Genomic DNA, 21,163 nt, shown 5'->3' on the forward strand with positions numbered 1-21,163 from the left:
CTCTAATCAAAAGAGCCACATCTACTGGAAGGTGATCGCCATGCGGTTGCTGGAGCTCGTCCGGGGCGCGTCGACCCTGCTGCTCGGCCTGTACGCGGGTGGCGTGTTCTTCGTCGTCGTCGCGCCGTCGCTGGGGCGGCTGCCCGGGCCCGCGTACGTGCGGTACTGGCAGGCGCTGAACACCGACTACGGCCGGGCGATGCCGCCCTTACTGCTGACCTGTGCGGTGCTGCTGCTGGCGACGAGCGCGCTTTCGTACGGGCGCGGCCGGCTCGTTTTCGGGATCACCGTGGGCGTGCTGCTGCTCGTGGTGGCCACCGTCGTGCTGACGGTGACGCAGCTGGAGCCGCTCAACCGGCTCGCCGACACCTGGGACGCCGACCGGTTGCCGGACGACTGGGCGGCGGCCCGCGACCGCTGGCTCACCCTGCACGCCGTGCGCACGGTGATCGCGGTCGTCGCCTTCGCCGCGCTGCTCACCGCGCAGGCGGTCGACCGGGGCCAGGCCGGGGTGGGCCGGGCTGCCGCGATTGGATCTCGTGTTCGCGCCGGCGCCGGTCGTACCGTCGGACAATGACCCTCATCGCGCATGTCAGCGACACCCATCTGGCCGACGACGGCGGGCGCAGCGCCGAGCGGGCCGAGCGGGTCGTGCGATACCTGGAACGCCTACGCCGCCCCGTCGACGCGGTGCTCGTGACCGGTGACGTCGCCGACCATGGGCTGCCGGCGGAGTACGCGGCCGCGCGGGTGCTGGGGCGGCTGGGGGTACCGCTGCTGCAGTTGCCGGGGAACCACGACGAGCGGTCGGCGTTCCGGCAGTCCCTCCTCGGCGCGCCCCCGGAGCCCGGGCCGGTCGACCAGGTGGCACGCGTCGGCGACCTGGTCTTCGCGCTGTGCGACTCGTCGATCCCGGGCCGCGACGACGGGTGGCTCGCGGACGAGACCCTCGCGTGGCTCGACACGGTCCTGGCCGAGGGCGCCCCGACGTTCGTGTGCTTCCACCATCCACCGGTGGCGATCGGGCATCCGCAGGCGGATCTGGTACGCCAGTTCGGCGAGGACCGGCTCGCCGCGGTGCTCGCCCGTCACCCGAACGTCGTGGCGCTGCTGTGCGGCCACATCCACAGCGCGACCGTCGGCACGTTCGCCGGGGTGCCGCTGCTGGCCGCGCCGGGGGTCGCATCGACGCTGATCCTGCCGTGGGAGCAGGGCGACGGGGGCCTGGACCGGGACGCGCCGCCGGCGCTGGCCTTCCACCTGTACGAGGACGGCCGGCTCATCACCCACTACCGGTCGGTTTTTGTCGTACCCGGGTGAGAGGCTGTGCGTGTTCCGGGCGGGCCGAGCTGTTGAGGAGGGCCGAGCGTTGGTCGAGCGGGCGCCCCTGACCCACACCACGATCTACGACGACGACTGGACCGATCATCACGCGGTCGGTCTCGAGCACTCCAGGGTGGCGTTCGTCGACGTCGACATGTGCGAGGCGACCAACGAGCGGTCCGTCTTCAGCGAGTGCACGTTCACCAACGTGCGGTTCAACTGCTCCACCCAGACCGACGTCGCGTTCCTCAACTGCTCGTTCGTCGGCTGCAACTTCTTCGACGCGACGTTCACCCGCTGCAAGCTGGTCGGCAGCGCGTTCGACCGGTGCACGTTCGAGCTGCTGAAGGTCGAGGAGGGCGACTGGTCCTTCGTCGCCCTGCGCGGCGCCAAGCTCAGCGGCGCCGAGTTCACCGGCGTGCGCATGCGCGAGGCCGACCTGACCGGCGCCCGCTGCGAGGGTGGTGTTCTGCGCGGCGTCGACCTGTCCGGCGCGGCGCTGCAGAAGGCGGATCTCACCCGGTGCGACCTGCGCGGCAGCGACCTGTCCGGCCTCGACCCGCTGACCACCGAGCTCCGCCAGGCAATCATCACTGCCGACCAGGCGACGACGATCGCGATCGCCCTCGGCCTCGACGTCCGCCCCGCGTGACCCGGCGGGTGTGACCGCCCGGCGTGACTCGCCCGGGCTCGGGGCGGCCCCGTGTCCCGTGGTTGTCCGTCTGCCCGCATGCCGATCGGAGAGATGCATGACCACGACCGGGGAACGTTGGTGGGAGCTTGTCGACCGTGCCCGCCGGGAGGCCGGGGCGGGGGACCCGGAAGCGCGGGCCGCGCTGCTGACCGACTGGTTGTCGCGGCTCGATGTGGACGAGATCGTCGCGTTCGACAGGTTCTTCCTGGAGCGGGTCAACGAGGCGTACCGCATCGAGCTGTGGGAGGTCGCCTACATCATGTGCGATGGCTGCTCCGACGACGGGTTCGACTACTTCCTGGGCTGGCTCGTCAGCGAGGGCCGGCAGCGGTATGCCGCCGCGCTGGCCGACCCGCGGGCCGCCGCGGAAGGCGTCGACCCTGACGGGCCGGTCTGGTGTGAGGGGATGTGGGGGGTCGCGTCCCGGGCGTTCGCGGCGAAGACCGGTGAGAGCGGCGACGTGTATTACCAGCAGCATGCTCCGGTGGTGCCGCGCAGCGACATCGGTGAACCGTTCGACGAGGACACCCTTGAGGAGCGCTACCCCGAGGTGGCGGCGCGCTTCTGCTGAGCTTCATCCGTGGAAGGTGCACGGTGGGCGTCCGCCGGGCGCCTGGTCCGGTCGGGCGGCGGGCACGAGCGTGCCTCCGGTGTTCCCGGCCCTCCGGCGCTTCCCGCGGCGCCGAGGAGGCGAGCCGGGCGGCTTCGAGCGGCTTCGAGCGGCCGGCATTCGGTCAGATCTCGTGCGCGCCGGGCCGTCGACGTCCGGATTGAGGGGCTTTGCGCGCTTGTCCCGTGGTGCGTGAGGGTCCGGGGAAGTAGGTCGGCGGGGCGTGCAACCCGGGTGACCGTGGGATGCGTTGAAGTCGCGACATGCAGGGCGAGGGAGGAGATCGATGCGGCCCGAGGCGCAGCGTGAGTACGTCGAGTACGTGACCGGCGCCATGCCGGCGTTGCGCAGGCTGGGCTACATCCTGTGCGGGGACGAGCATCGCGCCGATGATCTGGTGCAGCAGGCGATCACCAAGTTGTACGTGAGCTGGCAGCGGATCCGCGACGTCGAGCATCTGGACCAGTACGTGCGCACGATGGTGGTCCGCGGGTTCATCGACGAGCGGCGGCGGTCGTGGTTCCAGACGAAGCTCATGGCGGCGCCGCCGGACACGCCGGGGCCTCGGGAGGCCACCAGCGAGGTCGAGGAGGCCATCGTCCTGCGGGCCGCGCTGGCGAAGGTGCCGCGGCGGCAGCAGGCCGTGCTGGTGCTGCGGTTCCTGTGCGATCTGCCGGTGGACGAGGTCGCCGCGATGCTCGAGTGCTCGACCGGGACGGTGAAGAGCCAGACCGCCCGTGGGCTGGCGACCCTGCGCCGGTACGTCGAGGAGACCGACCTGGCCTACACGCGAAAGGGAAGATGACGGTGGACATGAACGAGCAGGACGGTGCGACGCTGCTGCGGCCCCTCGCCGGTGGGCAGCCTCGCGGGGCGTCCACCGTGGACATCGCGAAGGCGATCGCCGACGGCGACCGGCATCACCGCAGGGTGCGGCTGGTCGGGTCGGCGGGGGCCGGTGCCACGGTCGTCCTCGTGGCGGTCGCCGGCTGGACGGTCGTCGCGGACGGCCCGCAGAAGCCGGCGCCCGTCAGCACCGCGGCGGAGAAGAGCCCGAGCCCGGGTCCGAGCCCTTCGGCAAAGAAGGGCTGTGAGGCGCAGCAGCTCGCCACGCCCGCGGGGGAGACCGTGAGGGCGATCGTCGGCGGTTCGGACCCGACCGGGAAGTACCTGGTCGGGCGGACGTACCCGGGCGGGAAGCCGTCGACCGTGGTGTGGGAGCACCTGCAGCCGCGCAAGCTGCCGATGCCGGGCGAGGACCCGTCGCTCAGCGGCGCCACGTCGACGGGGGTGTTCATCGGGTCCAGTTTCACCGGGGACCAGACGACCACGGCCTGGGTGTACAAGGGCGGGAAGTTCTCCAAGCTGGCCGGGACGAACGCGATGGCGTCGGCGATCAACGAGCGGGAGGTCATCGTCGGGTCGGTGCAGGGCAAGCCCGCGATGTGGGCGTCGCCGGAGGCGCAGCCGACGATGCTGGCGATGCCCGCCGGGAAGGGCTGGGCCGGTGGCGCGTCCGGCGTCGACGACGACGGCACGATCGTCGGGACGCTGACGAGCAGCGAGTTCAAGGAAGGGCAGGCGTACGTGTGGCGGCCCGGCGGCGGCGCGCCGCAGAAGCTGGCGCGGCCGACGGTCAAGGGCAAGCCCGCCATGGCGTACCGGACCGGCAAGGTCCGGGGTGGCTGGGTGGTCGGCTGGGCCTCGTACGACGAGCCCAACCGGGGGCCGAGGTGGATCGCCGCGCCGCGGTGGAACCTGCGCACCGGCGCGGTCGACACGACCGATGGGTTCTACACCGTCATCAACGCCCAGGGCAAGATCGTCGGGCAGGCCGGCGTCGTCGCGCCCGACGGCACGACGACGACGTTGCCGCTGCCCGGCGGCCAGGACTCGAAGAGCGCGATGGTGAACATCGAGGCGCTCAGCGACGACGGGACGATCATCGGCGGCTACTACAACACCCGCGACGGGTCGCTGGACGAGCAGCCGGTCGCGGTGGTGTGGACGTGCGGGAGTTGACCTGGAGCGCGCTCCAGCTGGCAGCCTGGGGCGCATGACGCAAACGAGGAAACTGGGCCGCAGCGGCATCGAGGTCAGCGCACTGGGGATCGGCTGCTGGGCGATCGGCGGGCCGTTCTGGGGCAGCACGCCCGATGGGCCGCCGCAGCCGTTCGGCTGGGGCGAGGTCGACGACGACGAGTCCGTCCGGGCGATCCGCCGGGCGCTCGACCTCGGCGTCACGTTCTTCGACACCGCCAACGTGTACGGCGCCGGGCACAGCGAGAAGGTCCTCGCCCGGGCCCTGGAGGGCCGGCGCGACGAGGCGGTCATCGCGACCAAGTTCGGCAACACGTTCGACGAGCAGACCCGGTACACCGGCCCCGAGGACGGCTCGCCCGAAGAGGTCGGGCGGGCCGTCCGCGAGTCGCTGCGGCGGCTCGGCACGGATCACATCGACCTGTACCAGCTGCACATCAACGGCCTGCCGATCCCGCAGGCCCTGGACCTGATCCCGGCGCTGGAGGAGCTCGTCGCGCAGGGGCTGATCCGGGCGTACGGGTGGAGCACCGACTCCCCGGAGCGGGCGGCCGCGTTCGCGGAGGCCGGTGTGCACTGCGCCACCATTCAGGCGGACCTGTCGGTGCTGCGGGGCTCGTTCGGGGTCATCCCCGTCGCCGACGAGCACGACCTCGGCGTCATCATCCGGGGGCCGCTCGCCATGGGGCTGCTCAGCGGCAAGTACACCGCCGAGTCGAAGCTGCCGGAGGACGACATCCGCGGGCTCAGCCCCGAGTGGATGACCTACTTCACCGACGGGCGGCCGACGGCGGAGTTCCTGAACCGGATCGACGCGATCCGCGACGTGCTGACCTCCGGCGGGCGCACCCTCGCCCAGGGCGCGCTTGCGTGGCTGTGGGCGTACAGCGGCCGGACCGTGCCGATCCCCGGCTGCCGCACCGTCGCGCAGGTCGAGGAGAACGCGGGCGCGCTCGCCCACGGCCCGCTGAGCGCGGCCGAGCTCGCCGACGTGGAGAAACTGCTGGGACGGTGACGGAACCAACCCGGTCGCCCGTGCGCCTGCACCGTGTGACCGTGGTGACCGTGACTGACGAACCCGCGCCGGAAGGCCTCGACCAGGAGGCCTTCCGGGCGGTCTACGCGGCGCACTACCCGGCGCTGGTCCGGCTGGCGTATCTCACGACGGGCAGCCTCGCCGCCGCGGAGGACGTCGCGCAGGAGGCGTTCATCGAGTGGCTGCGCCGCGGCGACCAGGTCCGGGAGCCGGTGCCGTTCCTGCGCCGGGCGGTGGTGTCGCGGTGCACGTCCTGGGTGCGGCGCCGACGCCTTGAGCGCCGCCACGCCAGCGTGACCCCGGAGCCCGTCTGGCGGCCGGACGGCGACACGGAGGTCGTGCGGGCCGCGCTGCACAAGCTGACCGCCCGCCAGCGCGCGGCGGTCTTCATGCGGTTCTACCTGGACCTGCCGGAGGCGCAGATCGCCGCGGCGCTGCACTGCCGGCCCGGCACGGTCAAGTCGCTGCTGCACCGGGCGCTGACCGCGATCAAGGAGGACCTCGATGTCGCCTGACCCGCAGTCCCGCATCGGCGTCGCCGTCAGGAACATCGCCGACGGCGTCCACGTCGACACCCCCGACGCCGCGATCCTGCTGGCGCGGGCGGCCGGACGGAGACGGGCGTCGCGGTGGCGTCCGCTGCTCAGCGCGGCCGGTGTTCTGGGTGTACTGGCGGCAGCGGCCGTCGCTCCAGGACTGCTGGCGCAGCCGGCCGCGCCCGCCGACGGGACGGTCCTGCCCGCCCGCCTCGCGGACCTGTCGCTGCTGACCGCCCCGGTGTCCGAGGCACCCGCCGGCCCGGCCCTCCTGATGTACGGGCAGGGCAGCGCCGGCCCGCGCCTGCTGCACACCACGCAGACGGTCGTCGTCGGCGTCGACGGGCGCACCTACCGGCGGCTCGACGAGGCCGAGCGGCGCGGCGGCCCGGCCGAGCCCGGCACCTGGCAGGACGCCCCGGCGCTGCTCGCCCCCGACGGCACGCGGGTCGCGGTCGGCAGCGTCGGATCCGCCGGGGACCTCGCCGTCGTGGACCTGCGCACCGGCCGGACCCGGACCCACCGGACCGAATGGACCGGCGTGGTGGAGCCCCTCGCCTGGTCGCCGGACGGGACCCGCCTCGCGTACACGGTCGGCGACTCCGGCAGCGCGGTGCTCGACCTCGGCAGCGGCGCCTCGACCAGGCTCGCGGCGCCGGCGACGGCCGCCGCGTTCTCACCCGACGGCCGGCGGCTCGCCGTGCAGGGCATCCCGGAGACGGAGGTGGAGCCGCGGCGGGACGTCCGTGTCGTCGACCTTGTCGGCGGGGGGTCCGTCGAGCTCGGCCCGGTCGGGTTCGGGGTCGTCATCGCCGGGCCGAACGCCTGGTCGCCGGACGGCAGGTGGTTCGCCGTGGCCGACAACGCCGGCGCCGGCAAGCTGGAGTGCCTGCTGACGTTCCTGCCGGCCGACCCGGCGGACCGCACCCCGCCGCCGGCGCGGGTCGCCACCGCGCAGGAGATCGCGCTGGTCGGCTGGGCGGGCCCGGACCGGCCGCTGATCACGCAGGGCGGCGCGACCGCGCACCGCACGATCGTCGAGGCCTTCGACCTGCGCCGGCTGGCCGGCTTCGACGGCGCCGGCGTCGTGGCACCTGCAGGCCGCCCGTGCGCTCCTGCCGGCGGCGCAGGTCCGCGAGACCGGCGGCGCCGAACGCGGCCCGTGGCCGGTCTGGCTGCGCCTCGCCACCGCCGCGGGCGGGCTCGCCCTGGCCGGCCTGGCGTGGCTGCTGTGGTCCCGGCGCCGTCGCCCGCGCCGGCATTGACCCGGCGCCGTTACCGTCGTGGGTCCAGCGCCCGCGCCGGCATTGACCCGGCGCCGTTACCGTCGTGGGTCCAGCGCCCGCGCCGGCATTGACCCGGCGCCGTTACCGTCGTGGGTCCAGCGCCCGCGCCGGCATTGACCCGGCGCCGTTACCGTCGTGGGTCCAGCGCCGTCGCCGGCATGGCCCAGCGCCGAGCCGGGCGTCGGAACCGGGGCCTGAACGGGCGTCGGCGCCGGCGCCGGCGGCGTTAGGCTCTGCGGATGACCGCCGCGGTGCCGGTCCCGGCCGGGTGGACGCCGACGACCCTCGGCGCGCTGGGCCGGTACGTCAACGGCCGCGGCTTCCGGCGCGGTGAGTGGTGCGACGCCGGCCGGCCGATCATCCGCATCCAGAACCTCACCGGGTCCGGCGAGCGGTTCCACCACTTCCAGGGCGACGTCGACGAGCGGCACGTCGTGCGCGCCGGCGACCTGCTCGTCTCCTGGTCCGCCACGCTCGGCGCCTACCTGTGGGACGGCCCGGAGGCGGTCGTCAACCAGCACATCTTCAAGGTGGAGTCGCGCATCGACCGGCGCTTCCACAAGTACCTGCTGGACTTCAAGCTCGGCGAGCTGATGCGGCACGCGCACGGCTCCGGCATGGTGCACGTGACGCGGTCCCGCTTCCACGCGCTGCCGGTCGCCGTCCCCGGCCCCGACGAGCAGCGCCGCATCGCCGGCCGCCTCGACGGGCTCCTGCGCCGCCTCGCCACCGCCGACGCGCACCTGGCCGCGGCGGCGGGCAACGCGGCCGCGCTGGTCCACGCGGCGCTGCTGACCGGCGGCGCGGTGGCGGCCGCACCCCGGCACGCCCTGGCCGACGTGCTCGCGGCACCCCTGGCGAACGGCCGGTCCGTGCCGACCCGGGACGGCGGGTTCCCGGTGCTGCGGCTCACCGCCCTGCGGTCCGGGCGGGTGGACCTCGGCGCGCGCAAGGGCGGCGCGTGGACCGAGCGGGAGGCCCGGCCGTACCTGGTCCGCCGCGGCGACTTCCTCGTCTCCCGGGGCAGCGGCAGCCTGCGACTGGTCGGCCGCGGGGCACTGGTCGACACCGAACCCGACCCGGTCGCCTATCCCGACACCGCCGTGCGGATCCGGGCCCGCCCCGAGTTGCTCGAGCCACGGTTCCTGGCCCTGGTCTGGGATTCGCCGCTGGTACGGCGGCAGATCGAGGCCCTCGCCCGCACGACGGCGGGCATCTGGAAGGTGAACCAGAAGGACCTCGTCCGGGTCGCGGTGCCGGTGCCTGCGCTGGACCGGCAGCGCGAGGCGTGCGCCCGCGCCGACCGCCTCGAAGCGGCCCGCCGCAGGCTCGACGCGGACCTGGCGACGGCGCGCGGGCGCTCGGCCGAGCTGCGCCGCGCCCTGCTGGAGGCGGCGTTCACCGCCAGGCTGCGCACCTGAGGAACCGGCCCGTCTGCGCACCTGAGGAACCGGCCCGTCTGCGGATCTGGGGAACCGGCCCGGGGTCGCACCCCCGGGCCGGCGCAACCGTTACTGGATGACCTCGCAGCCCTTGGCGGGTGCCTTGCCCACGGTCAGGTTGACCGCAGAGCCACGCCGCACCAGCGTGCTCGCGGCGGGGTCCTGGTCGACGACCCGGCCCAGGTTGACGCAGTCCTCGACGCCGGTGACGCCGCCGACCTTCAGGCCCGCGAGGTCGATGAGCTTCCCGGCGTCGCCGAGGGTCTCACCCTGGACGGCGGGGACACGCACGAAGAGCACCGGCGGCGCCGGGTCGGTGGAGCCGGCATGCGCGGCCGGCGCGACGGCGAGGGACGCCGCAGCGACGACCAGCGCGAACAGCCCGGCGCGGAAGGGATGACGCATCGTGTTTGCCTCCTCATGGTTGTGTGGATGCCACGAGTGTGGGCAGCGCCACTGACGTGGCCCTGATGCGCGGCTGACCACCGCGACCGACGTCGTCGCCGACCCGGAGCGGCCGGCCGCCGTGCCCGCCGCGGGGGTGGGTCAGCCCGTCGGTGACAGGACCCGCTCGGGCTCCACAGTGGACCTGCGGACCCGGAAGGCGAGCAGCAGCAGTACACCACCGGCAAACGCGACGACGGCACCTGTGGCCGCCGTGATGTGCAGTGCGGTCATGAACGCGTCGTCGGCGGCGGCGGCCAGGTCGGGGCGGTGCAGCTGCTCGGCGACGGCGCGGGTGTGCTCGGCGGACGGGGCGGCGGTGTCGCGGGCCGAGGGCGGCAGCCCGGCCAGGGCCGGCGCGATCCGGTCGCGGTACGTGCTCGCCAGGATCGTGCCGAGCAGCGCGATGCCCAGGACGCTGCCGACCTGCCGGACCGTGTTGTTCACCGCGGACCCGGCGCCCATCCGGTCCAGTGGCAGCACCGCGATGACCGCGGCGACGGTCGGGGCGATCGCCATGCCCATCGCGATCCCGCTGACCAGGCCGACGGTGCAGAACCACAGCAGTGGCGTGTCGAGGCCGAACGTGAGGTTGGCCAGGAACCCGGCGGCGACCACCAGCAGCGCCCCGCCGCTGACCGGGCCGACGCCGAAGCGTTTCGCCAGCCGCGCGCCGATGCCGGAGCCGAGCGCGACCCCGACCGCGCCCGGCAGGAACGCCAGGCCGGTCTCGAGGGCCGACATGCCGCGGGCGCCCTGCAGGTAGAAGTTGCCGTAGAACATCTGCCCGGTGATGCCGAAGAACAGCGCGGCGAGGGCGAGGTTGCCGGCGCTGAAGCGGCTGTTGCGGAACAGCCGCGGGTCGAACGACGGCTGCTTCGACTGCCATTCGACCACGGTGAACAGTGCCAGGACCACCAGGCCGCCGAGCACAGGCGCCCACACCTGCCAGCGGGTCCAGTCGGTGTCCTGTCCGGCCTCGATCAGGCCGTACGCCAGCAGCGCCAGACCGCCGGTGGACAGCAGCAGGCCCAGCGGGTCGGGGCGGCGGCGCTGCACGAGCTTCGGGTTCGGCACGACCATGAGCACGCCGACCAGCGCGACCGCGACCACGGGGAGGTTGACGAGGAACACCGAGCCCCACCAGAAGTGATCGACGAGCACCCCGCCGAGCAGCGGGCCGAGCGCGACGCCGACGCCGCTGGAGGCGGACCACACCGCGATCGCGCCGGCGCGCCGCTCGCCCGGGAACGTGGCGCCGATGATCGCCATCGAGGTCGGCATCATCATCGCCCCGCCCAGCCCCATCAGGCCGCGGGCCAGGATCAGGCCGGTCGCGTCGCCGGCCCAGGCGGCCCAGACCGACGCGGCGCCGAAGACCGTGAGCCCGGCGACGAGGATCGTGCGGTGCCCGTAGCGGTCGCCGAGCGCGCCGGCGGCGAACAGCGCGGTGGCGAACAGCAATGCGTAGGACCCGACGGCCCACTGCAGCTGGCCGGGGGTCGCGCCGAGACCGGTCCGAGGGTCGGCGATGCGCTCCAGGGCGATGCCGAGGATGGTCGTGTCGATCCAGATCAGCACCGCGGCGAAGACGAGCACCGACAGCACGCGACGTTGCTGGGGGAGATTTATTGACAGGTCCCTGACGGTCATGACCTCACTCTGGCAAGTATGTCAGGTCCCTGTCAATAGAGTTCGCAGCGCACAATGGTCCGGTGAGTACCGAAGAAGCCTGCTCCACGTTTCTCGTCCGGCACGCGTGGCTGAGCCTGCGCGGCGTGGTCGCCGAGGCGCTCGTCGAGCACGACCTCTCCGTGGCGCAGTTCGCCTCGCTGCTCCTGCTGCGGGAGTCGCCGGGCATGTCGGTCGCCGACGTCGCCCGCAAGGTCTCCACCGCCCGCCAGTCGGCCAACGAGATGCTCGGCGGCCTGGAGCGGGCCGGCCTGGTCGAGCGCCGCCAGCACCCCACCGACCGGCGCTCCCAGCAGATCTTCCTGACCCCGTTCGGGTCGCAGCGCCTGGAGGCCGCCCTGCCGACCGTCCAGGCCGTCGAGGAGCGCCTCTCCGCCGGGTTCAGCGAGTCGGACCTGGCGGTCGTCTCCGCCTGGCTGCACCGCATGGCGGGCGCCTCATCCGGGATCAATGAGGAGATTTCAACCCTCTGATCTGGACATTTTGTGCTCCAGGTCACACCATGGAGGGACTGACGACGTAACCGCGGCGGAGGTGCGTCCCATGGAACTGCTCGGTGGCATCCAACGGATTGAGCACGCGATACAGACGCCGGCCGGGGATCCGGCATGGCGACCGGCGGTCAGTCAGGCCGTCGCCCAACTCAAGGCGGCGTTCGCCGCCCACGTCCGGGAGACCGAAGGCCCGTCCGGGCTCTACGCGGGCGTCCTCGGTGACGCGCCCCGGCTCGCGCAGGGACTCTACGGGCTCGTCGGCGACCACGAGACCGTCTGGGAGGCCCTCGACGAGCTCGAAGGCCACCTCGACGAGATCGACGGTTTCGACGGGAAGCCGGGCTCGTTCGGCTACCGCCACGAGGTGGTCCGCCAGGACGCGGCCCGCCTGATCCGTGAGGTGTGGCAGCACCGGCAGCGCGGCGCCGACCTCCTCTACGAGGCCTACGACACCGACCTCGGCGGCGAAACCTGACGGTCCCCTTACAGGGGCTCCTGGTTCGTGCCGGGCGCAGCGGCGCGCTCTAGGCTCGAACGATGGGACAGCGGGTGCTGGTCGTCGACGACGACCCGACGGTCAGCGACGTCGTGCGGCGATACCTGGAGCGGGAAGGCTTCGTCGTCGAGCTCGCCGGCGACGGGCAGCAGGCGCTGGACGCGTACCACGCCGAACGCCCGGATCTCGTCGTGCTCGACCTGATGCTGCCCGGCATCGACGGCCTGGAGGTGTGCCGCAGGCTGCGCGAGCAGGACCGCGCCCTGCCCGTCATCATGCTCACCGCCCTCGGCGAGGAGTCCGACCGGGTCCTCGGCCTGGAGATCGGCGCCGACGACTACGTCACCAAGCCGTTCTCACCCCGCGAGCTGGTCCTTCGGGTGCAGTCCGTGCTGCGCCGCGCCGTGCCCGCGATGGTCCAGGCGGAGGAGCTGATCGACGGTTCGTTGCGCGTCGACGCCGCGCGGCGGACCGCCACCCTGCGCGGCCGGGAGCTGGCGCTCACCGTGCGCGAGTTCGACCTGCTGGTCTTCCTGATGCGCAACCCCGGCCGGGTGCTGCGCCGCACCGAGCTGCTCCAGCAGGTCTGGGGCTGGACCTTCGGCGACCAGTCGACCGTCACCGTCCACATGCGACGCCTCCGGGAGAAGGTCGAGGACGACCCGGCGCAGCCGCGTCGCATCCTGACCGTGTGGGGCGTCGGGTACCGGTACGAATATGCGTGACGTCCTCTACACCTTCCTGATGGCGCTCGGCGGCTCGCTGACCGTCGCCGTCGCCGGGCTGCTGATCCTCCGCGGGCCGCTGCGGGGCCGCTCCGTCATCGCGCACATCGTGGTCCTGCTGCTCGTCACCGTCCTCAGCGTGCTCGCCGGCATCCTCGGCGCCTCGATGGCGATGTTCATCTCCGACCACGACCTGCACGTGCTGCTCATCGTCGTCGGCACCGCCGCGACCGTCAGCCTCGCCGCCGGGCTCTGGGCCGGCCAGCGCCTCGCCCGTGCCAGCATGTGGGCCGCCGAGGCCCGGATGCGCGAGCGGGAGGCAGAGGCGCGCCGCCGCGAGCTGGTCGCCTGGGTCTCCCACGACCTGCGGACCCCCCTCGCCGGGCTGCGCGCCATGACCGAGGCCCTGGAGGACGGCGTCGTCTCCGACCCCTCGACGGTCGCCGACTACCACCACCGCATCAGCGCCGAGACCGAGCGGATGGCCTCCCTCGTCGACGACCTGTTCGAACTGTCCCGGATCAACGCCGGCGCGCTGCGGCTGACCCTGTCCGAGGTCCCCCTCGGCGACGTCGTCTCCGACGCGATCGCCTCCGCGACGCCCCTGGCGGCGGCGGCCGGCATCACGCTGGTCGCCTCACCCTCCAGCGGCTGGCCGACCGTGCGGGGATCCGTCCCGGAGCTGTCCCGCGTGGTCAACAACCTCATCCGCAACGCCATCCGGTACACGCCGCCGGACGGGACCGTGGAGGTCACCGGCGGGCAGGACGCCGCCGGCGGGTGGCTGGCCGTCAGCGACACCTGCGGCGGCATCCCCGAGGCGGACCTGCCGCGCGTGTTCGACGTGGCCTTCCGCGGCGCCCCCGCGCGCACACCCACCCGCGACGCCGGCGGCGGACTGGGCCTCGCCATCGTCCGCGGGCTGGTCGAGGCTCACGACGGCGCCGTGGACGTCGCGAACGTCGACGACGGCTGCCGCTTCGTCGTGCGCCTGCCCGCCGCCGTCTAGACCGGCATTGCGTCCAGTGCGTGCTGGCACGGGTCGTCCGGGTGCTCCGGCAGCGCCGGGATCACGTCGAGCAGCATCGCCCGCAGGCGCGCCGTGTTGGCCGCGAACACCGCGAACACCTCGTCCATCGTCACCCCGTGATCACCCTCGACCCCCGCGTCGAGGTCCGTGACCAACGCGATCGACGTGTAACACAGCGCCAGCTCCCTGGCCAGGACCGCCTCGGGGTGCCCGGTCATGTTCACGACAGCACCACCCATCGCGGTGAACCACCGCGACTCCGCCCTGGTCGAGAACCGCGGGCCCTCCACGACCACCATCGTGCCGCCGGTGGTGTCGATCCCGTGCTCCGCTGCAACTTTCGTGACCGTGGCACGCCCGGTCGCGCAGTACGGGTCGGCGAAGTTCACGTGCACCGCGCCCGTGTCGTAGAACGTCTGGACCCGCCCCGACGTCCTGTCGATCAGCTGATCCGGCACCACGAACGTGCCCGGCCCCAGCTCAGGCCGCAATCCGCCGACCGCGCACGGCGCCAGGACCTGCCGCACCCCGATCTCCCGCAGCGCCCACAGATTCGCCCGGTAGGGAATCCGGTGCGGCGGAAACCGGTGGTCCTTGCCGTGCCGCGGCAGGAACGCCACCCGCCGCCCGCCGACCGTCGCCACCGTGACCGGGTCCGACGGCGCGCCGAAGGGCGTGTCGAGCAGATGTTCCTCGGCGTCTTCCAGCAGCGCATACAGCCCTGAACCACCGATGACGGCAACGTCGGCGAGTGAGGTCACGCAACAGACCCTAACCGCGAGGGGCGGGTCAGGCTAATGTGCGAGACATGACGCTCGCACCCCGCCTCGCGACGATCGCGGTTCTCAACCGCGCGGCCGGTCATGTCTGCTGGTGGGGCTGATGTCTTCATACGGGGATCTCGGTGGGATGGAACAGTTCCGCCCGTCCGGCGGCGACTCCGGCTCGTCCGGCGGCTCGTCGTCCGGAGGTTCCTCATCCGGGGGTTCCTCATCGGGGGGTTCATCTGAGCCCACCGGTGGGATATTCGGCGCGCCCACCGGGCGGGGATCGCCACGGCCGGGGAGCTCCAGCACCGGACGGGGCACGTCGAAACAGCGTCGAGGGAGGGCGATGGAGTCGTTGACCGGCCGGCTGCTGGTGGCGACGCCCGCGCTCCGCGACCCCAACTTCGAACGCACCGTCGTCCTCGTCGTCGCCCACGAAGAAGGCGGAGCCCTCGGCGTCGTGCTCAACCGCGCCACCGAGGTGCAGGTCGCCGACGTCCTCGGCGGCTGGGGCGCCCTCGCCGGCGAGCCACCCGTCGTCTTCGAAGGCGGCCCGGTCCAGCCCGAGGCCGCGATCTGCCTCGCCCGCACCCGCCCCGGCGTCGAGGACCTCGCCGGCTTCAACCGCGTCTCCGGCGCCGTCGGCACCGTGGACCTCTCCGGCGACCCCGACCTCCTGGTCGCCGGCGTCGTCGGCGTCCGAGTCTTCGCCGGCTACGCGGGCTGGTCCCCGGGCCAGCTCGAGCGCGAGATCGAAAGCGGCTCCTGGTTCGTCTTCGACGCCCTCCCCAGCGACGCCTTCGCCCCCCGCCCCGACGACCTCTGGCAGATGGTCCTCCGCCGCCAGGGCGGCCTCATGGCAGCGGTCGCCCACTACCCGGCGGACCCGACGCAGAACTAGATACCCGCTGTGAGACTCCCCGCGAGGTTGTGTACTATTCCGTGAGTGCCCGCGAGACCGGGGCACGCAGATGGGGACGTGGCGCAGCTGGTAGCGCACCACACTGGCAGTGTGGGGGTCAGGGGTTCGAGTCCCCTCGTCTCCACTCCATCAATCGGCGGGCCCTGCTCACGGCGGGTCCGCCGTTTCGCGTCTGGTGATGTCGTCGTTCCCCGCGCACGGCTTCGCCGCGCTCCCCAGTGGGGGAGCTTCGCTCCACCCACACCCCCTCAAACCATTGCGGGGGTGCTGCCTCGCCGGTTGGGCGCTGTTGTCTCGTCTTGGCGGTGGTACTTGGGGTGCCTTCGCTTCGCTCGGCGTTTTGTGGTTGGCCGGGTTTCTACGCGGCTTCGGTGGTGTTGGGGTGACGGGCCAGCCATTCTGCGACGGCGGTTCTGATGATGCCGGAGCGGCCCTCGCGGTCGCGTCCGGCGGCGGCGTCGAGGGCGTCGACCATGGCGGCCGGCATCTTGAGCGACACCATCCTGCCCACCGGGGCGCCCGTCTCGTCGACCTGGACGAACTGGCCTTCAACCGGGCGACCGGTGCCGACGAGGCCGCTTGTGTCGTTGCTGGCGAACCATTCGGCGACCTGGTCGTCCGTCATGCTGTTCAGGTCAGGCTGTTCCATCACGCTGCTCCCGTCTGCTTGGCCCATTGTTCGATCTCTTCCAGCGTCGCCAATCGTGCGAAGCGGATCCGCCACACGAACGAGTCGTCGTCGCGGATCAACAGGATACGAATGTGCCGCGACATTCCTCGGCTCGGCGCAGTCACGGCCAGGCGCAACTCGCTGAGTTCGACCCGATGCTGCTCGCCGTCGGCCCGCACCAGCGCCTCGGCCAGGTCGGCAGCGGTCAGACCGTCCCGCAGGTCGGCGTCGGGCCGCTCGCTCGCCTTCGGCATGCGTCAGAGGATCTCGCTTACGTATGAAGTGTAATACGCTTATGACCGGTGGACTGCTCAGCAACGTCGTGGCCCGGATCGACGCGGCGGCCGGCCGTGACCGGGCCGTTGAGGGAGCATCCGACAGGCCGTCTCCGAATGGCTGGGGCATCACGGGGGAGCCGACCAGGAAGCCGAATAGGGTCGACGAACTTGGCACATCGGGTGGACCGCGCCGTCGCGCTTCGGAGGCGCCAGCCTGGCGTGCCAAATCCGTGCCAGATCGGCTGGTCGTTCACGGGGAACGGCGGGGATTCGCGGTCGGACGAACCTGTGCGAGCAGTTCAACGTCGTTGCAGGTCAAGTGCTGTCCTGAGCCCCGTCCTGGCAGTGTGGGGGTCAGGGGTTCGAGTCCCCTCGTCTCCACCCACGGCATGTGACCTGGGAAAACGTGAATCCGTTTGGGCGGTGCCCGAACCGTATTCGCGATATGTCCCGTGGCCTGGGAAAACGTGCGCGTTCACGGTAGAGCGGCCGTGCTTGTGCGGTGATGGCGGAGTGTTCCGACGGCACGTTGATTTGGCCGGACGAGCCACGTTGGCGGGTTGGGTCTGGTTCGAGCACGCGGTCCCGGCGCGGCGCTCGCTCGCACCAAGGACAAAACGTGTTGCCAGCTCAGTCAGAGCCTCAGCAGCTCACCGACGTAGCCGGCCACCGACGTCGGTACAGCGCCGGACAGGATCCCGAAGTGCTGGCTGATGCGGTAAGCGGTATCGACAGATTGGTGGAGCCGGCCAGGTGCTTCGATTGGGAAGTCCGGTCCGCCATGCTGTCGCGCGAACCCTCAATCTGACGTCTCCGCGGGGGCAGCACGCGGCCACCGCTACCCAAGCAGCACAATTATGCGGACCCGAATTCGTTCAGAATATGTTTCAATCTTGCGACCTGTCTGGGACGGGCCTGCGCTCTGTATGCATACAAGAATGGCCACTGCGGTCCGTTGTATGAAGCGGGTGTGATGCCGAACTGTTTGGCAGCAGCTCCGGTGACCTGCACGACAGATGCGGCCATTCCGGTAACCGCAAACGCGTTCGATGGCTCTTGGACGAGTTCGGCCGCGGTCAGGACGAGTCCCACTAAACCCGCAGAGGTTGTCAGCGGATGAGTAAGAGCATCCCGGATGGGTTGAGTGAACGTCCCTTGACCAAGTTGAGCACGAAGCTCGGTGATAATCACGCTATCAATATCTCGCGGGTTAACCTCGCGGTAGCGTTGGCAAATATCTTTCAACCAAGCCACCAATAGCCGGCGACCGTTGCCCTGGAGAAAGCGATCAAGATTTTGCGGCCCTCGGTGGATGTCGAGGTATCGCAACACGTCTACAAGCTGGCCGCCAAGTTCCCCCGACAATGTCAGGGGTGGCGCGCCGGCAGGTCGCTGTGCACTGGGCGCCCATGTCTCCTCGAGGAGCTTTAGGAACTGCTTGTCAGCAGAACTGAGGAGCAGAGGTGCGTCGGCGCCGGAGCCACGGATAGCCAATCCGTGATTGAAAGCATCACGAAGGATCGCCTTCGCGACCGCGAGCGGTCCGTCGTCATGGTACCGGAGTGCCGACTCCCTGGTACCGGATGGCAGTTTGGAACGAGCAGTCGGGCCACGAAGGATCCTATTCCACCGATCAATCTGATCTGGAAAGCGATCCAAGTACTCGGCTGCGAGGCGGAAGCCTTCCTCCGGTTGCGCGACTACGACGCGTCGTCTATCTTCGGGTTCGACCTCATCTTCGCGCCGAATGGAATCCAAGGCGTCATCGATTTCAGCGTCCCATGCTGCTTCGGGCCAACGGTGACTGTCGCGAAACCGCCTGTCTGTCAGCCAGTTTGCACGCCCATGAACACGGATCAGGCCGGTCTCGACATACCGAACGAACGCTTTCGGCCCGATCTGGCTAGCGTTACGTATCAGTAGACTGGAAGGTGCCCAAAGATTGAGGGGGGCACTAAAAGCGAGCATTCTGTGTAGGCTTCGATAGCCATGCACGCCATACTCGCTGATATGACAAAATGTTGGGAAAGTCGGCCGGAGGGAAGTCACTGGGATGTTACTTTTCGCGTGAAAGCGTCAGGTGCGGTCGGATCATAAGGTCCGTCTGTCAGGCCAATGATGTGCAGAGCGCCGTCGCCGTCGTTTCGAATCGCATGCGACACCAAAGGTGGCACTGACATAACTACGGCCGTCGACCCATCGAATTCAAGTTTTTCGGGAACCGTGTCTGGACCGGCATCAAAAAACAATGTCCATCTCACCCCTGGAGAGACGATAAGGATCTCGTTGCGCTTTACGTGGTAGTGGTCGCCACGGATATGGCCAGGAAGGAGAGTTGAGATGTGCATGTCGTGGATCGGAAACGGAGATCCAAACCTCGACGGATCGACCGGGAAGCTGCCGCCACGCGCATCTCCCGAGTTGGCAATCTGCTCTATTTCGATCTTCACGAGATCCATAGCTCGCATCCTGCCAGTCGGGAATGTCTAGGACCGCGATTGGTCGCATCTACGTCAGGTCGAAGTCCTTGGGCGCCGGTCGGGTATCCGAGTGGCATCCAGTCAGGCAGGCACGACGCGGGCCCCAGATCTTGAGGACGAGATTGGTCGATGTTGCCGGACGGTGCTACACAGCGTGACGATCTTCGTGTCGGCCGCCGCGCGAGACCCGCGGCATGTGCGCGCATCCGATCATGGTGTTGATGCTCGGGGTATGCTCAGCGGCCCCACTGACGCCTCGCCGTCGATGTCCCGCCTCGGCGAGAATGGACACCGCGGAGCCCAGCCAGCCTCGAGGAGCTCGCACGATCATGATCGCGCTTCTTGCTGAGGACACAGACTTCGAGCCGTCGTCTGCGTATCTGTTTGAGCCATCGCAGCGCGGGTCAGGCGATGTGCTGAGCGAAACGGACCTGCACTACACGGTCTTCCGCTCGTACGTGACGCTGGCCTTGTCCAGCACGGCCGTCATCGGTCCTCGCCGCCGCGTCCCGCTGTTCGACTTCCTCGTCTCCGTCGTACGGCTGATCGCTGCGCTGCGCGCGGATAGGGCGTACACACTGACCTTCACCGAGGCGGCCGACGTCGTCGAGTTCCGCCCCGTGGCCGGCGATCGCGTCGAGGTTGCCGCCGTCGATCCGTACCGCTGCGATGACCATGGCGTCCGGCTCGCGGACCCTGAACCGGATTGGTCGGCCCAGGTGGACCGGCCCGAGCTCTTGGAAGCTCTGACAGGATTTCTTTCGTACGGCCGGCAGCAATTGCTTGACAACGTTCCCGGGCTTGATCGCAGCCCGTACGTCGGAGAACTGTTCGTCCACGAATAGTGTGCTCCAGCCCGGCGTTGGCGGCCGGGCGGGCCATCGAGCGACACCAGTCGATGCCGGTGCGGTTACCGCAAAGAGCCATGTGCGCCCACCGGCAGTTCAGTGGGCGCTAGGTCGTTCCTCAGTCCTGCGCGGAGAGTCACACCGACGGGGCCGTCGGCGCACTCGCTCGGCGGCATGTGCGGAAGCTGGCCTGGTGGTTCCTACGGCCGGTTCAGGCGAGGAAGCGTCTCATGCGGCTGGGGTGGCCGTCGGTTGTCCAGCCAGTATCCATACTCGCGGAGGTCCGCTTCGAGCCCGTTGTCCAGGTACCGGGCGAAATCGCGGAGCCCCACCGCGTTGTCCCGCTCGTCGGCCCGTTCGCTGGAAGACCACCGGCGCTGCACGCCGTCAATCCAGGCGGTCAGCCGGCCGCGGTCAGCCCACCACACTCGAACGGATTCGAGCGTCCAATGCTCGTCGCCGTCAGCGGCGTAGGCGCCGAACGGATCGTTCCATGCAGCCGTCAGCACGAGACGAACCTCACCTGCGTTCTTTGGCTGCCGGTACACGATCTCGCTGCCGAACTCGTCTTCGTAGACCACATGACGGGGCGCAATCTCGCGGCCCATCCAGCACGAATCGGTCTGCGCACCGTAGAACGGACCGGGCACGTTGCGCCAATCGCGGTCCCCCCATTGGCCACCGAGATACGCCTCCGGCGGCCCTAGCCGCCGCCCTCCCTCAGGATCGTTCGCGAGCTGCAGGACGGCGGATGCAGCGACCGTCGGCATCGGATCCCAGTACACGACCCACACGCTAACCGAATAGCCCGCGTTCGCGGGCAGCCGCTCATCGGCTATGCGCGGAAGCTGGACGGGGACGACCCAACTCACTGTGATGTTCCGTAGCGATCCGATCGCGGGAGATCCGGATGTAGGGAACAGGCCGACTGCTCGGAGATCCACCGCCAGCTAGGGTGCGCGTCATGGACGAGAGCCCTGCCCAGCGTCGATATCGCCGAGACGCCCATGTGCTGGCCGAGATCGGTGGATGTTTGTCGGGCCAACTGGAGCCGGTGACCTTGCGGCTGCCGCGACGACTGGCTATGGAGGCGCTCCACGCTTGGGAGCGGATAGAAGAGGAGTCACCCGGTCCAGAGTCGACGGGGCAAGTGATTGTGCGTTCCTTCGCCGCGACACTGGCGTGGATCGGCCTTGCCGTCGAACGGGCCGAGGTTACCGATGAAGACGATGTCAGTGTCTCGCTTACCCCGCAGCAGATCGCCGAATCCCTGTTCGCCCTCGAGCACGTAGCGGATCGCTGTATCGCCGGGGATGACGGTCCGCGGGCGACTTGACGCAATGCCGGGCC

Annotated in this window: 26 protein-coding genes and 1 tRNA gene; 19 read left to right on the forward strand and 8 right to left on the reverse strand. The window is 70.6% G+C overall.

All coding sequences use genetic code 11. The features are described 5' to 3' along the window. Window positions 1–40: 40 nt before the first annotated feature. The 10 genes from OHA72_RS14860 (at window position 41) to OHA72_RS14905 (ending at window position 8,946) form a co-directional block, all read left to right on the forward strand. Window positions 41–577, forward strand: coding sequence for an anthrone oxygenase family protein (locus OHA72_RS14860; protein ID WP_327008406.1), 537 nt, complete (start codon window positions 41–43; stop codon window positions 575–577). After that, the gene (locus tag OHA72_RS14865; protein WP_327008407.1) at window positions 574–1,320 is read left to right on the forward strand and encodes a phosphodiesterase; all 747 of its coding nucleotides are present in this window, start codon (window positions 574–576) and stop codon (window positions 1,318–1,320) included. Before OHA72_RS14860 ends, OHA72_RS14865 begins: the two co-directional genes overlap by 4 nt. Window positions 1,321–1,369: 49 nt before the next feature. Then, a complete protein-coding gene (locus OHA72_RS14870; RefSeq protein ID WP_327008408.1) occupies window positions 1,370–1,975 on the forward strand; it encodes a pentapeptide repeat-containing protein in 606 nt (201 codons plus the stop codon). Window positions 1,976–2,072: 97 nt separating this feature from the next. After that, window positions 2,073–2,588 (forward strand): DUF4240 domain-containing protein, encoded by a 516-nt coding sequence (locus OHA72_RS14875; RefSeq protein WP_327008409.1) that lies wholly within the window; start codon window positions 2,073–2,075, stop codon window positions 2,586–2,588. Window positions 2,589–2,913: 325 nt separating this feature from the next. Beyond that, window positions 2,914–3,432, forward strand: a complete 519-nt coding sequence (locus OHA72_RS14880; RefSeq protein WP_327008410.1) for a SigE family RNA polymerase sigma factor — start codon at window positions 2,914–2,916, stop codon at window positions 3,430–3,432. Window positions 3,433–3,440: 8 nt separating this feature from the next. Then, the gene (locus tag OHA72_RS14885) at window positions 3,441–4,649 is read left to right on the forward strand and encodes a hypothetical protein (protein WP_327008411.1); all 1,209 of its coding nucleotides are present in this window, start codon (window positions 3,441–3,443) and stop codon (window positions 4,647–4,649) included. A gap of 34 nt (window positions 4,650–4,683) precedes the next feature. After that, window positions 4,684–5,682: an aldo/keto reductase gene (locus OHA72_RS14890; protein ID WP_327008412.1), complete on the forward strand. Its 999-nt coding sequence runs from the start codon at window positions 4,684–4,686 to the stop codon at window positions 5,680–5,682. A 50-nt stretch (window positions 5,683–5,732) separates the two neighbouring features. Then, window positions 5,733–6,218, forward strand: a complete 486-nt coding sequence (locus OHA72_RS14895) for an RNA polymerase sigma factor (RefSeq protein WP_327008413.1) — start codon at window positions 5,733–5,735, stop codon at window positions 6,216–6,218. Next, window positions 6,208–7,596: a TolB family protein gene (locus tag OHA72_RS14900; protein WP_327008414.1), complete on the forward strand. Its 1,389-nt coding sequence runs from the start codon at window positions 6,208–6,210 to the stop codon at window positions 7,594–7,596. The genes OHA72_RS14895 and OHA72_RS14900 overlap by 11 nt, the downstream gene beginning before the upstream one ends. Window positions 7,597–7,764: 168 nt before the next feature. Then, entirely contained in the window at window positions 7,765–8,946 is a 1,182-nt protein-coding gene (locus OHA72_RS14905) for a restriction endonuclease subunit S (RefSeq protein ID WP_327008415.1), read from the forward strand. Between the two features lie 90 nt (window positions 8,947–9,036). Here the strand turns inward: OHA72_RS14905 and OHA72_RS14910 are convergent, their stop codons facing one another. Both OHA72_RS14910 and OHA72_RS14915 read right to left on the reverse strand, forming a co-directional pair. Continuing rightward, window positions 9,037–9,372: a PASTA domain-containing protein gene (locus OHA72_RS14910; protein WP_327008416.1), complete on the reverse strand. Its 336-nt coding sequence runs from the start codon at window positions 9,370–9,372 to the stop codon at window positions 9,037–9,039. Window positions 9,373–9,513: 141 nt separating this feature from the next. Next, window positions 9,514–11,019 carry an MFS transporter gene (locus OHA72_RS14915; RefSeq protein WP_327008417.1) on the reverse strand — a complete coding sequence of 502 codons (1,506 nt, stop codon included), beginning with the start codon at window positions 11,017–11,019 and terminating at the stop codon, window positions 9,514–9,516. Between the two features lie 107 nt (window positions 11,020–11,126). Here OHA72_RS14915 and OHA72_RS14920 point away from each other — a divergent pair, with 107 nt between their 5' ends. The 4 genes from OHA72_RS14920 to OHA72_RS14935 all read left to right on the forward strand — a co-directional run bounded on the left by OHA72_RS14920 (window position 11,127) and on the right by OHA72_RS14935 (window position 13,827). Further along, the gene (locus OHA72_RS14920; RefSeq protein ID WP_327008418.1) at window positions 11,127–11,576 is read left to right on the forward strand and encodes a MarR family winged helix-turn-helix transcriptional regulator; all 450 of its coding nucleotides are present in this window, start codon (window positions 11,127–11,129) and stop codon (window positions 11,574–11,576) included. Between the two features lie 70 nt (window positions 11,577–11,646). Continuing rightward, a complete protein-coding gene (locus tag OHA72_RS14925; protein WP_327008419.1) occupies window positions 11,647–12,072 on the forward strand; it encodes a hypothetical protein in 426 nt (141 codons plus the stop codon). A 62-nt stretch (window positions 12,073–12,134) separates the two neighbouring features. Further along, the gene (locus tag OHA72_RS14930) at window positions 12,135–12,818 is read left to right on the forward strand and encodes a response regulator transcription factor (protein WP_327008420.1); all 684 of its coding nucleotides are present in this window, start codon (window positions 12,135–12,137) and stop codon (window positions 12,816–12,818) included. Beyond that, entirely contained in the window at window positions 12,811–13,827 is a 1,017-nt protein-coding gene (locus OHA72_RS14935; RefSeq protein WP_327008421.1) for a sensor histidine kinase, read from the forward strand. The genes OHA72_RS14930 and OHA72_RS14935 overlap by 8 nt, the downstream gene beginning before the upstream one ends. On the opposite strand, the gene OHA72_RS14940 is transcribed toward OHA72_RS14935, so the two are convergent. Beyond that, the gene (locus OHA72_RS14940; protein ID WP_327008422.1) at window positions 13,824–14,609 is read right to left on the reverse strand and encodes an S-methyl-5'-thioadenosine phosphorylase; all 786 of its coding nucleotides are present in this window, start codon (window positions 14,607–14,609) and stop codon (window positions 13,824–13,826) included. The two genes, OHA72_RS14935 and OHA72_RS14940, sit on opposite strands and share 4 nt — an antisense overlap. A gap of 352 nt (window positions 14,610–14,961) precedes the next feature. Here OHA72_RS14940 and OHA72_RS14945 point away from each other — a divergent pair, with 352 nt between their 5' ends. Continuing rightward, window positions 14,962–15,516 carry a YqgE/AlgH family protein gene (locus tag OHA72_RS14945; RefSeq protein WP_033367449.1) on the forward strand — a complete coding sequence of 185 codons (555 nt, stop codon included), beginning with the start codon at window positions 14,962–14,964 and terminating at the stop codon, window positions 15,514–15,516. A gap of 72 nt (window positions 15,517–15,588) precedes the next feature. Beyond that, window positions 15,589–15,661: transfer RNA gene (locus OHA72_RS14950), tRNA-Ala, on the forward strand. A gap of 234 nt (window positions 15,662–15,895) precedes the next feature. On the opposite strand, the gene OHA72_RS14955 is transcribed toward OHA72_RS14950, so the two are convergent. The 3 genes from OHA72_RS14955 to OHA72_RS14965 form a co-directional block, all read right to left on the reverse strand. Next, window positions 15,896–16,186, reverse strand: coding sequence for a ribbon-helix-helix protein, CopG family (locus OHA72_RS14955; protein WP_327008423.1), 291 nt, complete (start codon window positions 16,184–16,186; stop codon window positions 15,896–15,898). After that, the gene (locus tag OHA72_RS14960) at window positions 16,186–16,461 is read right to left on the reverse strand and encodes a hypothetical protein (RefSeq protein WP_327008424.1); all 276 of its coding nucleotides are present in this window, start codon (window positions 16,459–16,461) and stop codon (window positions 16,186–16,188) included. Before OHA72_RS14960 ends, OHA72_RS14955 begins: the two co-directional genes overlap by 1 nt. Window positions 16,462–17,340: 879 nt before the next feature. Beyond that, window positions 17,341–17,817, reverse strand: a complete 477-nt coding sequence (locus tag OHA72_RS14965; RefSeq protein WP_327008425.1) for a hypothetical protein — start codon at window positions 17,815–17,817, stop codon at window positions 17,341–17,343. A gap of 165 nt (window positions 17,818–17,982) precedes the next feature. Between OHA72_RS14965 and OHA72_RS14970 the strand changes: the two genes are divergently transcribed. Continuing rightward, complete coding sequence (locus tag OHA72_RS14970) at window positions 17,983–18,408, forward strand: hypothetical protein (RefSeq protein ID WP_327008426.1); 426 nt, start codon at window positions 17,983–17,985, stop codon at window positions 18,406–18,408. A gap of 122 nt (window positions 18,409–18,530) precedes the next feature. Here the strand turns inward: OHA72_RS14970 and OHA72_RS14975 are convergent, their stop codons facing one another. Next, window positions 18,531–18,944, reverse strand: a complete 414-nt coding sequence (locus OHA72_RS14975) for a polysaccharide biosynthesis C-terminal domain-containing protein (protein WP_327008427.1) — start codon at window positions 18,942–18,944, stop codon at window positions 18,531–18,533. Between the two features lie 350 nt (window positions 18,945–19,294). Between OHA72_RS14975 and OHA72_RS14980 the strand changes: the two genes are divergently transcribed. After that, on the forward strand, window positions 19,295–19,810 hold the full coding sequence (locus OHA72_RS14980; protein WP_327008428.1) for a hypothetical protein: 516 nt from the start codon (window positions 19,295–19,297) through the stop codon (window positions 19,808–19,810). A gap of 203 nt (window positions 19,811–20,013) precedes the next feature. On the opposite strand, the gene OHA72_RS14985 is transcribed toward OHA72_RS14980, so the two are convergent. Then, window positions 20,014–20,598 (reverse strand): ferredoxin, encoded by a 585-nt coding sequence (locus tag OHA72_RS14985; RefSeq protein WP_327008429.1) that lies wholly within the window; start codon window positions 20,596–20,598, stop codon window positions 20,014–20,016. 179 nt (window positions 20,599–20,777) lie between these two features. On the opposite strand from OHA72_RS14985, the gene OHA72_RS14990 reads away from it, so the two are divergent. Next, the gene (locus tag OHA72_RS14990) at window positions 20,778–21,149 is read left to right on the forward strand and encodes a hypothetical protein (protein WP_327008430.1); all 372 of its coding nucleotides are present in this window, start codon (window positions 20,778–20,780) and stop codon (window positions 21,147–21,149) included. Window positions 21,150–21,163: the final 14 nt, after the last annotated feature.

Source organism: Dactylosporangium sp. NBC_01737 (genome assembly GCF_035963215.1).
Taxonomy (GTDB): domain Bacteria; phylum Actinomycetota; class Actinomycetes; order Mycobacteriales; family Micromonosporaceae; genus Dactylosporangium.

What these genes read in the sequence shown, in the direction of transcription:
- OHA72_RS14925 (WP_327008419.1), top strand. Translation starts at nt 11,647, where the DNA reads ATGGAACTGCTCGGTGGCATCCAACGGATTGAGCACGCGATACAGACG.
- OHA72_RS14875 (WP_327008409.1), top strand. Translation starts at nt 2,073, where the DNA reads ATGACCACGACCGGGGAACGTTGGTGGGAGCTTGTCGACCGTGCCCGC.
- OHA72_RS14945 (WP_033367449.1), top strand. Translation starts at nt 14,962, where the DNA reads ATGGAGTCGTTGACCGGCCGGCTGCTGGTGGCGACGCCCGCGCTCCGC.
- OHA72_RS14900 (WP_327008414.1), top strand. Translation starts at nt 6,208, where the DNA reads ATGTCGCCTGACCCGCAGTCCCGCATCGGCGTCGCCGTCAGGAACATC.
- OHA72_RS14880 (WP_327008410.1), top strand. Translation starts at nt 2,914, where the DNA reads ATGCGGCCCGAGGCGCAGCGTGAGTACGTCGAGTACGTGACCGGCGCC.
- OHA72_RS14910 (WP_327008416.1), bottom strand. Translation starts at nt 9,372, where the DNA reads ATGCGTCATCCCTTCCGCGCCGGGCTGTTCGCGCTGGTCGTCGCTGCG.
- OHA72_RS14930 (WP_327008420.1), top strand. Translation starts at nt 12,135, where the DNA reads ATGGGACAGCGGGTGCTGGTCGTCGACGACGACCCGACGGTCAGCGAC.
- OHA72_RS14865 (WP_327008407.1), top strand. Translation starts at nt 574, where the DNA reads ATGACCCTCATCGCGCATGTCAGCGACACCCATCTGGCCGACGACGGC.
- OHA72_RS14990 (WP_327008430.1), top strand. Translation starts at nt 20,778, where the DNA reads ATGGACGAGAGCCCTGCCCAGCGTCGATATCGCCGAGACGCCCATGTG.
- OHA72_RS14885 (WP_327008411.1), top strand. Translation starts at nt 3,441, where the DNA reads ATGAACGAGCAGGACGGTGCGACGCTGCTGCGGCCCCTCGCCGGTGGG.
- OHA72_RS14890 (WP_327008412.1), top strand. Translation starts at nt 4,684, where the DNA reads ATGACGCAAACGAGGAAACTGGGCCGCAGCGGCATCGAGGTCAGCGCA.
- OHA72_RS14960 (WP_327008424.1), bottom strand. Translation starts at nt 16,461, where the DNA reads ATGCCGAAGGCGAGCGAGCGGCCCGACGCCGACCTGCGGGACGGTCTG.
- OHA72_RS14935 (WP_327008421.1), top strand. Translation starts at nt 12,811, where the DNA reads ATGCGTGACGTCCTCTACACCTTCCTGATGGCGCTCGGCGGCTCGCTG.
- OHA72_RS14980 (WP_327008428.1), top strand. Translation starts at nt 19,295, where the DNA reads ATGATCGCGCTTCTTGCTGAGGACACAGACTTCGAGCCGTCGTCTGCG.
- OHA72_RS14975 (WP_327008427.1), bottom strand. Translation starts at nt 18,944, where the DNA reads ATGGATCTCGTGAAGATCGAAATAGAGCAGATTGCCAACTCGGGAGAT.
- OHA72_RS14955 (WP_327008423.1), bottom strand. Translation starts at nt 16,186, where the DNA reads ATGGAACAGCCTGACCTGAACAGCATGACGGACGACCAGGTCGCCGAA.
- OHA72_RS14860 (WP_327008406.1), top strand. Translation starts at nt 41, where the DNA reads ATGCGGTTGCTGGAGCTCGTCCGGGGCGCGTCGACCCTGCTGCTCGGC.
- OHA72_RS14905 (WP_327008415.1), top strand. Translation starts at nt 7,765, where the DNA reads ATGACCGCCGCGGTGCCGGTCCCGGCCGGGTGGACGCCGACGACCCTC.